The sequence below is a fragment of the Paraglaciecola sp. L1A13 genome (assembly GCF_009796745.1).
Taxonomy (GTDB): Bacteria; Pseudomonadota; Gammaproteobacteria; order Enterobacterales; family Alteromonadaceae; genus Paraglaciecola.
In genome coordinates this window covers 1,658,958-1,675,454 of the sequence record NZ_CP047024.1, presented here as the reverse complement: position 1 = coordinate 1,675,454, position 16,497 = coordinate 1,658,958, and the positions used below count along the sequence as shown (strand labels likewise).

15 protein-coding genes are annotated in these 16,497 nt (G+C 42.7%); 3 read left to right on the top strand and 12 right to left on the bottom strand.

Going from position 1 to position 16,497, the window contains the following annotated elements:
- The first annotated feature begins 26 nt into the window (after positions 1-26).
- Entirely contained in the window at positions 27-1,367 is a 1,341-nt protein-coding gene (locus GQR89_RS07070) for a DEAD/DEAH box helicase (RefSeq protein ID WP_158769397.1), read from the top strand.
- A gap of 64 nt (positions 1,368-1,431) precedes the next feature.
- On the opposite strand, the gene GQR89_RS07065 is transcribed toward GQR89_RS07070, so the two are convergent.
- Positions 1,432-1,983 (bottom strand): NAD(P)H nitroreductase, encoded by a 552-nt coding sequence (locus GQR89_RS07065; RefSeq protein ID WP_158769396.1) that lies wholly within the window; start codon positions 1,981-1,983, stop codon positions 1,432-1,434.
- 115 nt (positions 1,984-2,098) lie between these two features.
- Complete coding sequence (locus GQR89_RS07060) at positions 2,099-2,719, bottom strand: DoxX family protein (protein WP_158769395.1); 621 nt, start codon at positions 2,717-2,719, stop codon at positions 2,099-2,101.
- Positions 2,720-2,874: 155 nt separating this feature from the next.
- Here GQR89_RS07060 and GQR89_RS07055 point away from each other — a divergent pair, with 155 nt between their 5' ends.
- On the top strand, positions 2,875-3,369 hold the full coding sequence (locus GQR89_RS07055; RefSeq protein WP_233269110.1) for an HAD family hydrolase: 495 nt from the start codon (positions 2,875-2,877) through the stop codon (positions 3,367-3,369).
- A gap of 30 nt (positions 3,370-3,399) precedes the next feature.
- Here GQR89_RS07055 and miaE read toward each other — a convergent pair whose 3' ends face one another.
- The 4 genes from miaE to GQR89_RS07035 form a co-directional block, all read right to left on the bottom strand.
- The gene (gene miaE / locus GQR89_RS07050; protein ID WP_158769394.1) at positions 3,400-4,152 is read right to left on the bottom strand and encodes a tRNA isopentenyl-2-thiomethyl-A-37 hydroxylase MiaE; all 753 of its coding nucleotides are present in this window, start codon (positions 4,150-4,152) and stop codon (positions 3,400-3,402) included.
- Positions 4,153-4,424: 272 nt separating this feature from the next.
- Positions 4,425-5,549: an ABC transporter permease gene (locus tag GQR89_RS07045; RefSeq protein WP_158772172.1), complete on the bottom strand. Its 1,125-nt coding sequence runs from the start codon at positions 5,547-5,549 to the stop codon at positions 4,425-4,427.
- A gap of 3 nt (positions 5,550-5,552) precedes the next feature.
- Positions 5,553-8,336, bottom strand: coding sequence for a ribosome-associated ATPase/putative transporter RbbA (rbbA, locus tag GQR89_RS07040; RefSeq protein ID WP_158769393.1), 2,784 nt, complete (start codon positions 8,334-8,336; stop codon positions 5,553-5,555).
- The gene (locus tag GQR89_RS07035) at positions 8,336-9,349 is read right to left on the bottom strand and encodes an HlyD family secretion protein (protein WP_158769392.1); all 1,014 of its coding nucleotides are present in this window, start codon (positions 9,347-9,349) and stop codon (positions 8,336-8,338) included. Before GQR89_RS07035 ends, rbbA begins: the two co-directional genes overlap by 1 nt.
- 409 nt (positions 9,350-9,758) lie before the next feature.
- Here GQR89_RS07035 and GQR89_RS07030 point away from each other — a divergent pair, with 409 nt between their 5' ends.
- On the top strand, positions 9,759-10,358 hold the full coding sequence (locus tag GQR89_RS07030) for a Yip1 family protein (protein ID WP_158769391.1): 600 nt from the start codon (positions 9,759-9,761) through the stop codon (positions 10,356-10,358).
- Positions 10,359-10,521: 163 nt separating this feature from the next.
- Here GQR89_RS07030 and purF read toward each other — a convergent pair whose 3' ends face one another.
- The 6 genes from purF to truA form a co-directional block, all read right to left on the bottom strand.
- Positions 10,522-12,039 carry an amidophosphoribosyltransferase gene (gene purF, locus GQR89_RS07025; RefSeq protein ID WP_158769390.1) on the bottom strand — a complete coding sequence of 506 codons (1,518 nt, stop codon included), beginning with the start codon at positions 12,037-12,039 and terminating at the stop codon, positions 10,522-10,524.
- A gap of 13 nt (positions 12,040-12,052) precedes the next feature.
- Positions 12,053-12,541, bottom strand: coding sequence for a CvpA family protein (locus GQR89_RS07020; RefSeq protein WP_158769389.1), 489 nt, complete (start codon positions 12,539-12,541; stop codon positions 12,053-12,055).
- Between the two features lie 136 nt (positions 12,542-12,677).
- Positions 12,678-13,271, bottom strand: coding sequence for an SPOR domain-containing protein (locus GQR89_RS07015; RefSeq protein ID WP_158769388.1), 594 nt, complete (start codon positions 13,269-13,271; stop codon positions 12,678-12,680).
- The gene (gene folC, locus GQR89_RS07010) at positions 13,268-14,548 is read right to left on the bottom strand and encodes a bifunctional tetrahydrofolate synthase/dihydrofolate synthase (protein ID WP_158769387.1); all 1,281 of its coding nucleotides are present in this window, start codon (positions 14,546-14,548) and stop codon (positions 13,268-13,270) included. Before folC ends, GQR89_RS07015 begins: the two co-directional genes overlap by 4 nt.
- 15 nt (positions 14,549-14,563) lie before the next feature.
- Entirely contained in the window at positions 14,564-15,412 is an 849-nt protein-coding gene (gene accD, locus GQR89_RS07005; protein ID WP_158769386.1) for an acetyl-CoA carboxylase, carboxyltransferase subunit beta, read from the bottom strand.
- A gap of 137 nt (positions 15,413-15,549) precedes the next feature.
- Positions 15,550-16,341 carry a tRNA pseudouridine(38-40) synthase TruA gene (gene truA / locus GQR89_RS07000; RefSeq protein WP_158769385.1) on the bottom strand — a complete coding sequence of 264 codons (792 nt, stop codon included), beginning with the start codon at positions 16,339-16,341 and terminating at the stop codon, positions 15,550-15,552.
- Between the last annotated feature and the right edge of the window lie 156 nt (positions 16,342-16,497).

Genomic DNA, 16,497 nt, shown 5'->3' with positions numbered 1-16,497 from the left:
CAATTACATTTTAGAGTACTTATTTTTTGCAATTTAGCGATTTACCATTAGACCACCGCCTAGGCAAGGCCTTAGAAATAAAAGGCTTTGCTCAAGCGACCGAAATTCAAGCGCAAGCTATACCTTATGCCCTTATGGGTAAGGATCTGATTGCCTCGTCAAAAACGGGCTCAGGCAAAACCTTAGCTTTCTTGTTACCTGCGGTACAAAGGGTGCTAACCAAGCAACCCCTTAGCCGAAAAGATCCCCGAGTGCTTATTCTCGCGCCAACTCGGGAACTGGCGAAACAGGTCTTTTTACAACTTAAATGGTTGATCTCTAAACATCAATTAAAAGCAGCATTAATTCTCGGAGGCGAAAACTTTAACGATCAAGTAAAAGCTTTACGCCATCACCCACAATTTGTTGTAGGCACCGCCGGTCGCATAGCTGATCACTTAACCGGTAAGTCTTTATATTTAAACGGTTTAGAAATGCTTATCTTAGATGAAGCTGATCGCATGCTTGATTTAGGTTTTTCTGCTCAGCTAAAGCAAATTAATGCCGCAGCCGATCACCGCAAGCGTCAATCTATGATGTTCTCGGCCACATTAGATAATGCCGCATTACATTATCTCACTCAGTCGATGCTAAAAGCGCCTCATCGTATCAGTATCGGTGTATCGGGCGCGGAACATAAAGATATTCAACAACGTTTTTTATTAGCGGATAATGTGACACATAAAGAACGATTATTAGCACATATGATCAACGAGAAAGATCATCGCCAAGTCATCGTTTTTACTGCGACCAGAGCAGACACCGAGCGCTTGTCGAATCTGTTAAAAGAGCAAGGGTTGTATAGCATTGCGTTAAGCGGTAATTTAACTCAAGGTCAGCGTAATAATATAATGAGCGAATTTGGCCGCGGACAACAACATATCCTTGTAACCACTGATATAGCATCTCGCGGACTCGATTTACTGAATGTATCACTGGTAGTAAACTTTGACTTACCTAAGCTAGCCGATGAATACGTGCACCGCGTAGGCCGAACTGGCCGTGCCGGTAACAAAGGTGAAGCGGTCTCTTTTGTTGGACCAAAAGACTGGGCGAGCTATTTATCGATTAAAGACTTTTTGCAGCAGGAAGTCAGCTTCAGCGAAGTTGAAGGCTTAACCGCTAAATTTAAAGGCTTACGCCCGCCGAAAAAAGCAAAATCAGCCGTTAAAAAATCAGCAAATGAAGATGCTAATGCGCGAACAAAATCTTCGGGAGGGGCAAATAATCAAGGACCCGAGCGGGTTAAACCTATGCAAGGTACAGAAGTAGGCGATCGCCCAATGAAACGTAAACCCCGTCAAGTAATAGAAGACAACGACGAATAGTCCTATCACCATGTTACTCTGGGCAATACGCATTGCTCAGAGTTAAACAAGTAAATAGTAAACGCTAATACCAACGTTCAAAAAATTTGCTCACGTCTCGGGCAGTTTTTGACGAAAGCTCCGTAGCGGGTGTTCCAAGGTATAAAAACCCCACAATTTCGTCTTGTTCTGCACATCCCAACGCAGTTTTTACATCGGGGTTTTGAGCATAACTCCCAGTACGCCAAATTCCGTTAAACCCTTGTGCTACTGCCGCCATTTGCATTGCGTGCACGGCACACGAAGCTGAAGCAACCTGCTCTACCCAAGGTACTTTTGGATGTTCCACATACTTGGCAATTGCCACAATAACCATAGGTGCACGCTTAGGTAACTCCGGTGCTCGGGCAATTTCTTTTTCTGTCATGTCGGCAGCAATCGCGGCTTGTTCAAAGATATCGCCTAATTTTGCCAACCCCTCCTTTTCACAGACGATAAAACGCCAAGGCGACAAACATGCATGATCGGGTGCTCGTAGTGCTGCTTGCATAATATTGTCTAATTCATCACCTGCCGGTGCAGGTGCTTGTAATCTGGGATGAGAACTGCGATTAAGCAGCAAATTTAAAGCATCCATGGAATAAAAAGACCTCAAATAAAAATTGAATTTAGAATATTATTATGGCGACTATCGAAAGCAGGAGCAATAAAAAAAGGCGCAGAATGCGCCTTGATTTTTAAAGAATTTATATCTAGTTAGGCATAAATTTTCTACGTAAAAAATAGTCCACACTGGTGAATTTACCGCCGCCGGTAAAAAACAATGACAACAACATAAAGAAATACGTCATCGCAAATTCAATACCGTTGTTGAGCACAACAAACTTACCACTTGAGGTTAACCAGTCATAATTACCGTGTTCTTGTAGCAAACCTTTCGCTGCCGCAAGCTTATCCGGGGCACTCATAACATTCTCGTTAAACATAATGGTACCGTCTGATAACCAGCTAGATGCATCTGCGATAGCCGGCCAGCCGTTTGGCCAATGTACTGAGAATGCAGCGATTAGCATAGTAAACATTAATGGAATTGATGCCCAGCGTGTCGCTAAGCCAAGCAAAATAAATACACCACCGAGCAATTCAGCTGCAATCGCGAGAGACGCCAATAAAGCGGGGGCAGGTAAACCTAATCCATAGTCAGCATTTGCAAACCAATCAACTGTGTTTTCAAAACTGCCTAACTTTGTCCAACCAGCTTGGATCATAATGGGCGCTAAATACAAACGAAGAAGTAAAGGTGCGATGCCTTCAAAGACCGCGGTTTTCTCTAAAGTGCGCTGTGCACCAATTGCTAAATTGACGATACTCATAATTTTTCCATTAAAAACTGTTATTCAATAGATAGCAGATAATCGAAAAGACTTTCATCAATAAACGAAAAAAACACATAATTGATGTAAAATAGCGTAGATAAGGGCTTAAAATCTGATTTTAATACCTTTCATTCTTAATTTTAGGCATAACCATGGGCAAAACATATTTATTCGATTGGGGAAATACATTGATGGTCGACTTCCCTGAATCACGCGGAAAGATGTATCAATGGGGAACAGTAAAATGTGTTGAGGGGGCAAAAGCAACGTTACGTCATTTAGCCCATAGTCATAAGATTTATATCGCCACAAGTGCAATGGACTCTTGCGAAGCAGATATTAAAAAGGCATTCGATCGTGTTGGACTATCTTGTTTTATCAACGGATACTTTTGTTATGCCAATACCGGCCTACACAAAACATCTGCCGACTTTTACTACTCAATCATTAAACAACTAAAAGCAGAAACGAGCTCACTAACCATGGTCGGCGACACATTTGCTAAAGATATCCTTCCAGCCCTAGCATCTGGGATAAATGCTGCTTGGTACAACCCACAGCATGCTTCACAGCCGCCACTTGAACTGCCTCTCGCGGATAAACAGTCGTTCAAAATAATCCATCAGTTAAAAGAATTACTAAAGTAATAACCAGCGCCTACTGTTTGGAGCAATGAATTATTGGCTAGGCAGTCCACTGTGAAATTTGAAATCCTCGTCAGATGACGAAATCAAATCCGCTTCTACTTCACCGAAATATGCAATGCGTTGTGATATATCCTTACCTGCAATATCCGTCGCTAGGGTCAAGTAATCTTGATAATGACGTGCTTCTGAGCGCAATAGCGATATGTAAAAATCACCTAAATGCTTATCTAAAAATGGCGCGATTTTGGCAAATCGTTCACAAGAGCGGGCTTCTATATACGCACCACAAATTAATTTGTCGATCAAGGCATCGGGCTCGTGGGTTTTAACATGTCTCAAAAGACCTTTGGCATAGCGGCTTGATTCAATTTTGTCGTACACGACACCATAGTTGTTCATCATTTCGAGCACTTGATAAAAATGATGTAATTCTTCACGAATAAGCATGACCATTTTATCGACTAAATCTTGCCCATAACGACTACCTGATTTGACCAGCATGGATTTGTTCAACTTAAACTTTTCAAGCTCACGCCAGTCACCGATTTGACGATAAGTGAAATCTTCATAGGGCTTCAACCAATCAAGAAGTGCTTTCGCACTATCCGCATCTACGGCATAGCGACGTATTAGGAACATTGCACTCTGAGCGGCTTTTAATTCACATATCAGGTGATCAGTTAACAGTACCGCTAAATTCTCTTTTTTGGCCGCTTCCGCTACCCACGCATCTGGGGTTTCGCAGTTTAAAAACCCTTGAATGGGTGCTAACAAGTTTTCCAAATTAACAGTAACCTTTTAATAAATCGACGTGCATGGTTTTAAATAAAAGGCTGAAAAACAGCCTCTTTAAAAATTAGCGCAGAATTATATCATATGCTTGACTAAGAACAGGCAGCAGAAACTGTAATTTGCATATTTGACCAGTTGACAAAAATAACGAGTGCTTCGCTTATCTATCAAATGACCGCAACCGAGTAATAACATGCCAGGCGTCGCTGTGAGAAGCCTTTACTATTAGACTTAGTTAAGACGGTTAAAACGTGTCTGGCTTATTACTTACTGACACTAATCGAGCGTCTAAACAACATTAAACTTGCGCCAAAAAAGACCGTACCTAAACCAAAAATAGTTAGCATTTGTGGCCAAACAATACTGATATTCGCCCCGCGAAAAACGACGGCTTGAGCGAATGCCATGTAATGACGAGACGGTAATAACCATGTGATAGGTTGAATAATTTCAGGCTGACTTTCAATCGGCGTCAGGCCACCAGAGAGCAACATTATTGGCACAATAACCATTAATAGTAATAATGCAAACTGTGCCATAGAACGGGCAACCGTACCCAAAAAAATACCAATTGCGGCTGCGGCTAGTAGATAAAGTGCAGTACCACCAAAGAGCAACATACGTGAACCAGCAATGGGTACATCTAATATTCCTTCTACCATAAAGAAGGTAGACAACACGAACGAAACCAGAATGATCAATCCGTTTGCCCACACTTTCGACATAACAATTTGAAAAGACGTTAATGGCATAACAAGTAAATGCTCAATCGTTCCATGCTCTCGTTCACGTAACAAGGCTGCGCCAGTCAATATGATCGTTAGCATTGAAATTTGATTAAGTAATGAATTGATCGCTCCAAACCACATACCGGTTCCATTTGGATTAAAAGCGCGCCTTTGCACCAATACAACTGGATAAACTGTTTCTTCATCTGAGCGATTAATATAATGATTAACTTCGTCAGTCACTATATTTTGAATATATGCGTTACCTAAGCTCGCCTGAATAACCGCTGTTGCGTCAATGCTGATTTGTATGCTGGGCTGGTCGCCATTACGAACATCACGCTCGAAATTGGGGGGAATAGAAATCACAAACATAAAACGATCATGATCCATTGCCTCATCCACTTCATTTGCCGAAATGACTTCTGGTACTTTAAAATACGGTGGAAAAAGCGCATTCGCTATCGCGCGCGACAATGCGGAGTGATCTTCGTCAACAATAGCCACCGACGCATTATTAACAGATTCACTTGTCGCTGTCGCTTCAGCATATATGGCCACACTAAATGAATAGGCAATAAGTAAAACCAACACAAAATCACCGAGAACGCTGCGTAACTCTTTTCTACCCAACCAATAAATATTAACCCAGGATCTCATCACTTATTTTTCCTGCTTCTTTAAAAACAGCGCTGTAATAACAATAAAAATTGGCCCAAATAGCGCGAGAATATAAATATCTGGCATAAGATCAAAAAGTCCTAAACCTTTGGTAAATGCCGCGACACTCAGGTGCATATAGTAGGTTGCGGGCCATAAGGTGCCAATCAAGTACCCTCCCCCCTCTAAGGTAGAAGTTGGTTGGATCATGCCTGAAAACATAACCGTCGGTAACAAAGCAAAAACCGCGGTAGCAAATACTGCAGCGACTTGTGACTTGGTTAAAGTAGATATCAATAAACCAAACCCTGTCGCGGCAAAAACATAAAAGAATGCGCCTATTGCCAAGCCCACCACACTACCCTTTAACGGTACCTGCAACAAAAATACAACCAACAAAGTTAAGGTAACAAAATTAATCATGCCAATGGCTATATAAGGCAACTGCTTACCCACCAAAAACTCGATTCTCGTCGTAGGCGTAACAAAGAAGTTGGTAATAGTGCCAATTTCTTTTTCACGCGCCATGCTTACTGCCATCAAAATTGCTGGAAACAGCAATAGCAACATAGCTGGCGTTTTAGGACCGATAGAATAAATAGTTTCAAAAGAAGGATTATAACGGTATCTGGGTTCTAGATTGACATTGGCTGCAGCGCTGGCGTCTATGCCTACATTAGTAGCCAATTGCACGATATAGGAAAGATGCACCCCAGAAACGTAGCCTTCTATTGTGCTCGCACGGGTCGTGTTTGCGCCGTCTATCCACGCTGAAACCGATGGCGTTTCACCTTTTTTTAAGTCACGTCCAAAACCAACAGGAATTTCAAGTGCCAAGGTAATTTCATTAGATTGCATTCTACGCTCTAATTCTTCTTCGCTGTGTATTTCTGGCCGCTCGATAAAATAGTGGGAACCTTGAAATTGACTCAAGTACTCGCGACTTTGTGGAGTTTGATCATTGTCAAACGCGGCATAACTCAAGTCTTCTACATCTAGAGAGATTCCATAAGCGATAACGATCAACAGCAGTGCACTGCCTATAAATGCGAACGTTAGGCGCACCGGATCTCGCATCACCTCCATAATTTCTCTGTAACTATAGGCAAAGAGCCGTTTAAAGCTAAACCCACTGGGTTTAGCTTTATCGTGCTTACTCTTGTTCGGACCGTCTGGACCGCTAACGTCGGTTACAATTAACTCTTCGCTGGCTGCCGCCTTTTCATTTAACGCATCGGTGCTATCGCCAATAGCGTCTTTTAAATAACTAATGAAAGCCTCTTCAAGAGAAGACGCACCTTTCGCCTCAACTAAATGTTGTGGTTCGTCATATACCAATACCTTGCCAGCATGCATAAGCGAAATACGATCGCAGCGCAGCGCTTCGTTCATAAAGTGCGTGGAAATAAAGATAGTTACTTTATCTTTGCGAGACAGCTCAACCAGGAGTCTCCAAAAGTCGTCTCGTGCGACAGGATCGACCCCTGATGTGGGCTCATCTAAAATTAGCATTTCAGGTTCATGAATAACGGCTACAGCAAGCGACAGCCGCTGGCGGATCCCAAGTGGAAGCGCATCGGCTTTGGTATGCATTTGGTGCTTTAACCCAAAACGCTCAACGAGCGTATGAATTCTTTCCTCGCTTTTTTCGGGTGGCAAATGAAACAAACGTGCATGAAGTAGCAGGTTAGCCTCTACGGTTAACTCTCCGTAGAGCGAAAACGCTTGAGACATAAAACCAACCCTAGTCCGCGTCTGTAAATCATTGGCATCTACAGGCTTACCAAATAGAAACGCTTCACCACTGGACAGCGGCAAAAGGCCTGTTAGCATTTTCATGGTCGTTGTTTTACCACAACCGTTGGAACCTAGAAAACCGAAAATCTCACCTGCTTTTATCTCAAAGCTAACGTTGTTTACAGCAGTAAAATCGCCGAAACGTCGGGTAATTCCCTTGGCTACAATGGCAGCTTCCCCCTCATTCGTTTCCAATGCGGGGATAACTAATTTAGATCCACTTCCACGCTTTTCAGCTGGCAATAATGCAACGAATGCACTTTCAAGATCTTCAGTCTGCGTCTTACTTTTCAACTCTTTAGGCGTACCGGATGCCAATACATGTCCTGCATCCATAGCGACTAACCAATCAAATCCTTCGGCTTCGTCCATGTAGGCAGTGGATACAATAACACTCATAACTGGGCGTTCAGAACGGATCTTGGCAATTAGATCCCAGAACTGTTTGCGTGACAATGGGTCAACACCTGTGGTCGGCTCATCTAAGATAAGTAAGTCTGGATCATGAATAAGTGAGCAGCAAAGCCCAAGTTTCTGCTTCATCCCCCCTGACAACTTACCGGCAGGCCGATGCAAGAACGGCCCAAGCCCAGTCGCTTTAGTTAGCTTGGCAATCCGGTTTTTTCGTTCTCGTGATTTTTGTCCAAACAATTTAGCAAAAAAATCGAGGTTCTCTTCCACACTAAGATCGGAGTATAGATTTTTTCCCAATCCTTGAGGTAAGTAGGCAATTCGAGGACCTACAATATTACGGTGAGACGCCACCGCCATGTCACCACCGAAAACATGTAATTTCCCTTCTTGAAGTTTTCTGGCCCCCGAAATGAGTCCCAATAATGTTGATTTGCCCACACCATCAGGCCCAAGCAACCCGATCATCATCCCCGTCGGAATGTCTAATGTGACATTATCAACAGCTACCGTATCGTCATAACGATGAGTAATGCCCTTAAGACTGGCGAGCAAAGGTGCTTCTTCGGCCATTCCCATTAGCGCCCACTATCGGTGTCAACCGTATAATTGGCTGGTAATTTATTAAGAAAGTCAGGCCATTTAGGCGCAGGTTCTCCGTCATCTGCGGAAAGTCGAATATATGCCACCCCCCTAACGCCTGTTTTCACTTTATCAATATGCTGTAACACCAGTTCTTGAGGAATACGCACTTTAACGCGAAACATAAGCTTTTCTCGCTCAGTAGCTGTTTCAACCTGCTTTGGCGTATATTGCGACTCAGGTGAAACAAAACTAACTGTTGCAGGTATTGCGACGTCAAGCACGTCCAATTTCACACGGGCTTTAGCCCCCATTCCAATGCGATGGGCTTGTGCTGTAGGTAGAAAAATTTCCATATAAACATCAGACAGATCAATCAAGGTTAATACTTTTCCGCCACTTCCTAATACTTCACCAGGTTCGGCTAAGCGATACAATACGCGTCCAATAGTAGGCGCAAAAAGCGTAGCATCATCAATCTGTGTTTGAACCTCTTCGACCACCGCTTTGGCAGCATCAACACTACGCAAGCGCGATATTTTCAACGCTTCAGCTGCCTCAACATTAGCATTAGCAACCGTTACTGTACTCACTCGGGTATCGTAGGTTTCTTTACTGATATTATTTTGCTTAATCAACTCTTTTGCCCGTGCAAGCTCCTGTTCAGCCAATAATTTCTCTGCTTTAGCTTGCGCTATACCAGCATTTGCTGATGCAACCTGACTTTGTGCACTTGCTACATCAGCCTCGTAGCGTAACAACTGTGCATGTAGTTGATTAGTATCAATTTTAGCTAACTTTTGGTTAGCTTCGACTAGATCCCCCTCAAGTGCATAAACACCCTCCACGCGACCCGCAATCTTAGTGGATATATCAACTTGAACGGCTTCAACTCGCCCATTTCCTGATGCAAACCCAGCATCTACTTCTGGCGGTTGTAAATAACGCCATGCAAACCAACCCGCGACGGTTATCACTAAAATCAATATGAGTAAAAGTATCTTTTTCAAGCTGCCATCCGTTGTTTACAATTTCATTATGCGAATCATTTAATGCATTTTAAGGTAACGGGAAAACCACATAATGACGTGAGTCAATTAATATAAATATAATGAAGTAAAACTCTAAACTTACTTTGACAATAATATTCTTTTTGCGGCTTAAACTACCTAACTAATGACCCGTGCAATATTCAAAGCCTCTCTAAAAAGCCCACAAAACTTCACATCCGTTGAAACATAATCGAAATGTGTCGAGAAAGAATACCTAGCAAAATACTTAATGAACCAACAATAAGATGTCTAAGTGGCTCTAATACTAAGGTAGAGAGCGAAAATTGTTGACGAATTAATCAACCTACAACAGAATGAGTGTTAATTAGTTGTAAATTCATTGTTAACACAAACAGCGAGTAACGATATGATCCTGAACCATCTATGGGGTTTATACGCCCACCCGAAAGAAGAATGGCAAAGTATTGACAGTCAACATGAAACCTATTTTTATAGTTTAAGTCACATTGCGCTTATTTCCCTTATCCCTGCCATTATGACTTACTACTCCACAGCTTATCTGGGTTGGAGCATAGGGGTGGGTGATGTTATTAAACTCACGAAAGAAAGTGCCGCGATAATGAGTATCGGTACTTATCTTGGTCTCGTGGTTGGCGTGTTAGCACTGTCAGTATTAGTACATGAATTAGCCAAAGCATTTGATTCATCCCCTACCTATACACAATCTTTAGAGTTAGCAGCATATACCGCTACACCTTTATTCATGGTTGGGTTTGCTGCTTTTTATCCAGTTCTTTGGTTCGTAATGCTTATCGGTTTGATAGGCTTAACTTATTCAGTGTATTTGCTCTACACCGGAACCCCCATACTGATGCATATTCCTGAAGAAAAAGGCTTTATCTATGCCAGCTCAGTGGTGACCTCTGGTTTAGTATTGCTTACTATTTTGATGGCCGCTTCGGTTATTTTATGGAGCATGGGCATGGGGCCAGTATTTACCGGATGACGTTTTAATGGGTAAAGTGCGTACTTTACGCTATTGAAAGATACAAAAAAGCGCTGAAAATGAAGTGTCCCATTTTCAGCGCTTTTTATACATCTCAGTTGTTTGTAAACAAAAGCAGTGTCAAAATATAAAGTAAGCTATTTGTTTCGGTTTTGTTGAAACGTTAATCTTGTTCCATATTGTGCATTTCAAGATTACTTAATTCGGTCTGAATTCCAGCATTCTTAGCCCCTTCATTACGCAGCGTGTCGATTCGCTCTAAATAACTTTGATCCACATCACCGGTAATATAATTACCATCAAATACCGAAGTTTCAAACCGCCCGATTGAAGGATTAAGCTCTCTCACGGCTTCAATCAGATCACTAATATCTTGAAAAATTAGACCATCGGCGCGTATTAAGTCGCTGATTTCTTCAATTTCACGCCCGTAAGCGATAAGTTCATTAACCGACGGCATATCAATACCGTACACGTTAGGGAAGCGAATTTCAGGCGCAGCAGAAGCGAAGTAAACCTTCTTCGCTCCAGATTCTCTAGCCATATCAATAATTTGCTCGGACGTTGTACCCCGTACAATAGAATCATCCACTAATAAAACATTCTTACCTGCAAACTCTGAACGAATAGCGTTTAATTTGCGGCGCACCGATTTACGACGCATCGTTTGGCCTGGCATAATAAAAGTACGGCCAATATATCGATTTTTCACAAAACCTTGTCTATACGGCAAGTTAAGCTCAAGGGAAATCTGTAACGCTACATCTGTTGATGTTTCAGGGATAGGTATAACTACGTCTATATCTAAATCCGCCCACTCGCGCGCTATTTTTTGGCCTAATTTGCGACCCATATTAACGCGAGAAGCATAAACAGAAATACCATCAATAAATGAATCTGGACGTGCAAAGTATACGAACTCAAAAATACACGGGGCGTTAATCGCTCCGTGTGCACACTGTTGAGTATGTAGGTCGCCATTTTCGGTAACATATATGGCTTCACCAGGAGCTACATCACGAATAAAGGTAAACCCAACGGCATCAAGGGCGACGCTCTCTGAGGCGACCATATATTCATCACCAAATTCTGTTTTACGCTTACCCAACGCCAATGGACGAATACCGAACGGGTCCCGAAAGGCCAGCATACCATTGCCAATGATCGCCGCGACGACCGCATAAGCGCCACGTATTTTACTATGCACTGTTGTGACGGCAGTAAAGACTTCTTCAGGCGTAAGCGTAAGACCTTTACAATTATTTAACTCATGAGCGATGATGTTAAGCAGTAATTCAGAGTCGGAAGTCGTATTGATATGACGCTTAGCGATACGAAAAACATCATCTTTTAACTCATGGGCATTGGTCAGGTTACCATTGTGGGCAAAGGCAATACCAAACGGTGAGTTAACATAAAATGGTTGAGCTTCCGCAGAGCTAGAGCTACCAGCGGTTGGATAACGGACATGGCCGATACCGAACTGCCCGGTTAAGCGTTTCATGTGACGAGTGTGAAAAACATCACGCACAAGACCATTATCTTTACGAAGATGAAATACGCCTTCATCTATGGTGACGATCCCAGCGGCATCTTGCCCCCTATGTTGTAAGACAGTTAATGCATCATACAACGATTGGTTTACAGGGCTTTTACCTACGATTCCGACAATACCACACATGATAGTTACCTTTTTATACGGGTTGGATAAAGCTTGAGTTGCCTTGCAAATATTGAAAGAACCACTCTATAACTAAACTGAATTCTGGAATAAGTAATGATGTTTTCCATCCGTTAGCATCTGCTAATGGGGTAAACGTATCGAGAAAAAATAACAAGGCACTAACGATAAGCACGCCACGAAGAATACCAAATATGGCGCCTAAAGCGCGATCTGTGCCCGATAGCCCAGTGTAGTGTACTAGCTGAGAAATTAAATAATTGAGTAACCCGCCGAGAATCAAGGTCACAACAAAAAGGATGGCTATGGCTACCCCATTACGTATGGTCTGATCATCAATGCTCGTCAGATAGGTCGCAAGGTCAGCATAAAAACGACTGGCAATAAAGAAAGCGCAAAACCAGACAGCTAACGAAATAGCCTCTTTGACAAAACCCCGTACCAAACTGATAACGGTGGAGAGCAGAATCACGCCGATGATGGCGTAGTCTATCCAGTTCATATAAATTGATAAATCCGCTGGTGATGCATAACGTGACCTAAATACCTAACGCACACGCCATGACACTAAATTCGCGCGCATATTACCAAAACTCAGCCTTAAAATCTTGCTAATTTTTGCTTTAATATAAATAGGATCACTGAACGGTGAACGGTGTTACACGTCCATTTAAACGCGTTAGCTTAGTTAAATCAGCGAGAGATTTTTCTAAGCGCCCTTTTTGCAGATCAGGTCCTACAAACACCTTAGTCAGTACGCCACTACTGGTATGAACGGGCCTAGAAAAAGCCCGATAACCGCCTTTTTTCAACTTAGCGAGCAACTCATCTACATTTTTTTTATCTCTAAAGGTCCCCAGTTGCACTACCCAACCCGCCCCTTCTAAAAGTGCTTGGTTCACTGATGGTTTGGCTTCAAATTTTTGTGTTTCTGGGGGAGGAACAGCTTCAGAAGCACTAGTAGATACCTTTGTTATTTCATCAGCAGGTAATTGATCATCAATGGCTTTATCATCTACAATTTCAATGTCGCGGGAGGCTAAATTGGTGACCTCCTCACTGGAGAAGCTAGCCGGTCTTTGTACAGTTTTAACAGCAGGACGGTCAGGTAATTCTACGAATAACTCTTTTTCACTCTGCTTCTTACCATTCAGTAAATCCGGTAAAAAAATGACCGCTATCGCCACAATAATAACGGTACCTATTAATCGGTTTTTTAACGCAGATGTCACTCGCCTATCCCTTCATTAATTAACTTAAGAATGTCTGATACGGTAAAAAACGAACCGAAAACGACAATCAAATCATGTTCATGCGCCAACACTTTTGCTTGTTGATATGCCTGGACAGTCGAATCAAATTCTAACACTTTTTGTTTATCGTCTAATACAGATTTAATATCCGAAGCAGTTGCTCCTCGCGGCATATCAAGCGAACCCAACATCCACTGGGCATTCAATTCAACTAAATTTGCTAAGCTGGCACGAATATCTTTGTCTTTCAACATACCTACAACAAGGTACAAATTATTGTAGGTATGTTGGCGGATTTGAGTCAGTAGATACGCGGTTGCGTGTGGATTATGCGCTACGTCGACCATAACAGTAGGAAACTGGCCAATAGTTTGGCAACGCCCAGGTAAGCGGGTTGATTTAATCACGTGGGATAATTGTGTCTCAGTTAGTTCAAGTTCAAGTAACTGAATAACCTGCAGCCCAGTAGACACATTTTGCACCGGAATATGCGGCACGGGCAATGCGGTATAGCATACTTGTGTATTGTGCCAATCTAGTTGGCTGTGCCGTAAATTATAATCAAAATCCTGATACTGCCAGTATGCATCGGCGTGAAAACGCGTCACTGCATCAACAAGCCCTTGGTATTTTACCGGCTCACCAATAACAACGGGGATGCCTTCACGCATTATGCCTGCCTTTTCCGCCGCCACCAGCTCTTTAGTATCCCCTAACCAATCTTGATGATCGAGGTCAATACTAGTGATCACGGCAATATCAGGTGACACGACATTCACCGCGTCTAAACGCCCGCCCAATCCAACCTCGAGTAGAGCAACCTCAACGTTAGCATCGTGAATCAGTTTCAGGCCTGCTAATGTTCCAAACTCAAAATAGGTAAGTGGTATCTCTCTTCGCGCGCACTCAACATCTTGAAAAGCTCGGCAATGGGCCTGTTCATCAGCATCATGACCTTGAATGCGAACCCGTTCGGTGTAGTGGATTAAATGCGGTGAGCTATATACTCCTACACGTTTACCCGCGGTTAAACATGCTTGTTCAAGCAAAGCGCATGTCGTACCTTTGCCATTTGTACCGGCAACGGTCACCACTGTTTGAGCAGAAAATGAAATGCCGAGTCGTTGGTAAACCTCGGCTACACGCTCAAGGCCCATTTCTATATTTTTAGGATGTAATGCGCTGAGATGATCAAGCCATTCTTTTAAAGACCAGGCCTCGATATTGGAGGCCTGAATAGAGGATAATATTGTCATTAATGTACTGAAATATTATGCGTGTTGATGATGCAATTTAACTAACATACTGTGTAACCGATCACGCATTTCACGGCGGTCAATAATCACATCAATAGCACCTTTTTCCAGCAAAAATTCACTACGCTGAAAACCTTCTGGTAAGGTTTCTCGCACAGTCTGCTCGATAACACGAGGCCCCGCGAAGCCAATTAGCGCTTTAGGCTCAGCAACATTTACATCCCCTAGCATCGCCAGACTCGCTGACACTCCGCCCATAGTAGGATCGGTCATTACCGAGATATACGGCAAACCTTTTTCGCTCATTTTCGCAAGTGCGGCGCTGGTTTTAGCCATCTGCATCAACGATAATAAGGCTTCTTGCATACGGGCGCCACCACTGGTAGAAAAACAAATCAATGGCATATTATGTTCTAAACATGCCTCAACTGCTTTTACAAAGCGCGCCCCAACAACCGAGGCCATTGAGCCACCCATAAAAGCAAATTCGAACGCAGCAACAGCTACCGGCATGCCTTTCAATTTACCTTTCATAACAACCATTGCATCTTTTTCATTTGTTGCTTTTTGGGCGGCTAAAAGGCGATCTTTATATTTTTTTGAATCTTTAAATTTAAGTAAATCTTTTGGCTCTAGATCAGCACCTAATTCCGTGCGCTCGCCTTGATCCAAAAATTGATTCAACCGAACTCGCGCAGAAACGCGCATATGATGATTACACTTGGGGCAAACACCCAACTGCTTTTCTAGCTCAGTTTTGTATAATACCGCGTCACATTGACCGCACTTAGTCCAAATACCTTCAGGTACGTTACTTTTGGTGGGTGATTTAGTACGCGGTAATATCTTTTCGATCCAACTCATTAATTTAAACCTTCTTTGGCAATCATATCGTTGATTTTATTAGGCATAAGCAACGACAGATACAGTATTTAATTTTCTAGGCACATGTAATCCGTATTAAAACACAGATATCGAAAGTTACGAAAGTAAAACTGGTCTTAGAAGTCATCAGCTAGAAACAATGGCCCCATTTTCAAACGCGGAAGCTCAAACGCTTCAGGGTAAGTAACATGCACCAAATACAGACCGTTTGGCAAAGCAGTGATGCCCGCTTTTGTTCGATCTTTCACCTCAAGCAATTCATCCACCCATTCAACAGGCTGTTCTTTGTGTCCTATAGCAACGAGAGTACCAGTAATATTACGCACCATATGATGTAAAAATGCATTAGCCTTTACATCAATTACAATATAGTCGCCCATGCGTTTAACGCGAATGTGCGACATGATACGAGTCGCGGTTTTAGCTTGACAGTTCACAGCTCTAAAAGAACTAAAGTCGTGTTTACCCACTAACTTTTGCGCAGCTTGATGCATAAGGTCATGGTCAAGATCCCCATAAATATGACTTACACCGTTGGCAAAAATGCCACTGCGCAAAGTGCTATTATAAATGATGTAGCGGTAGCGCCTAGCGGTAGCCGAGAACCGAGCATGAAAATCATCAGGTACAAGTTTTGCCCAACGTACCGATATAGTGGCAGGCAGGTAAGTGTTAACCCCGAGCGTCCAAGCACGATCAGGCCGTTGATTGGAAGTATCAAAATGAACAACCTGACCCGTCGCATGTACACCGGCGTCAGTGCGCCCTGCGCAAGTAACACGTATAGGTTCATTGGCAATACGCGTCAAGGCTTCCTCTAAGTGTTGCTGCACACTTATTACTTCGTTTTGCCTTTGCCAGCCATGGAAGCGGGCACCATCGTATTCAACCCCTAACGCTATTCGCATCTAGCTAATTACCTCTTTCATAAATTGCTGCGTATTGTAAGGCAGGAAATAAAAATGTGTAGTACTAATAACAACTGCTATTTATCTATCGCTAATAACAACTGCTATTTATCTATCGCTAATAACAAAATAGCTTAATCAGGACGACAAATAAAA

Bases quoted from the DNA above. Each gene is read 5' to 3' on its own strand.
- GQR89_RS07065 (WP_158769396.1), bottom strand. From the start codon at position 1,983: ATGGATGCTTTAAATTTGCTGCTTAATCGCAGTTCTCATCCCAGATTA.
- GQR89_RS07060 (WP_158769395.1), bottom strand. From the start codon at position 2,719: ATGAGTATCGTCAATTTAGCAATTGGTGCACAGCGCACTTTAGAGAAA.
- GQR89_RS07055 (WP_233269110.1), top strand. From the start codon at position 2,875: ATGGGCAAAACATATTTATTCGATTGGGGAAATACATTGATGGTCGAC.
- GQR89_RS07045 (WP_158772172.1), bottom strand. From the start codon at position 5,549: ATGAGATCCTGGGTTAATATTTATTGGTTGGGTAGAAAAGAGTTACGC.
- rbbA (WP_158769393.1), bottom strand. From the start codon at position 8,336: ATGGGAATGGCCGAAGAAGCACCTTTGCTCGCCAGTCTTAAGGGCATT.
- GQR89_RS07030 (WP_158769391.1), top strand. From the start codon at position 9,759: ATGATCCTGAACCATCTATGGGGTTTATACGCCCACCCGAAAGAAGAA.
- purF (WP_158769390.1), bottom strand. From the start codon at position 12,039: ATGTGTGGTATTGTCGGAATCGTAGGTAAAAGCCCTGTAAACCAATCG.
- GQR89_RS07020 (WP_158769389.1), bottom strand. From the start codon at position 12,541: ATGAACTGGATAGACTACGCCATCATCGGCGTGATTCTGCTCTCCACC.
- folC (WP_158769387.1), bottom strand. From the start codon at position 14,548: ATGACAATATTATCCTCTATTCAGGCCTCCAATATCGAGGCCTGGTCT.
- accD (WP_158769386.1), bottom strand. From the start codon at position 15,412: ATGAGTTGGATCGAAAAGATATTACCGCGTACTAAATCACCCACCAAA.
- truA (WP_158769385.1), bottom strand. From the start codon at position 16,341: ATGCGAATAGCGTTAGGGGTTGAATACGATGGTGCCCGCTTCCATGGC.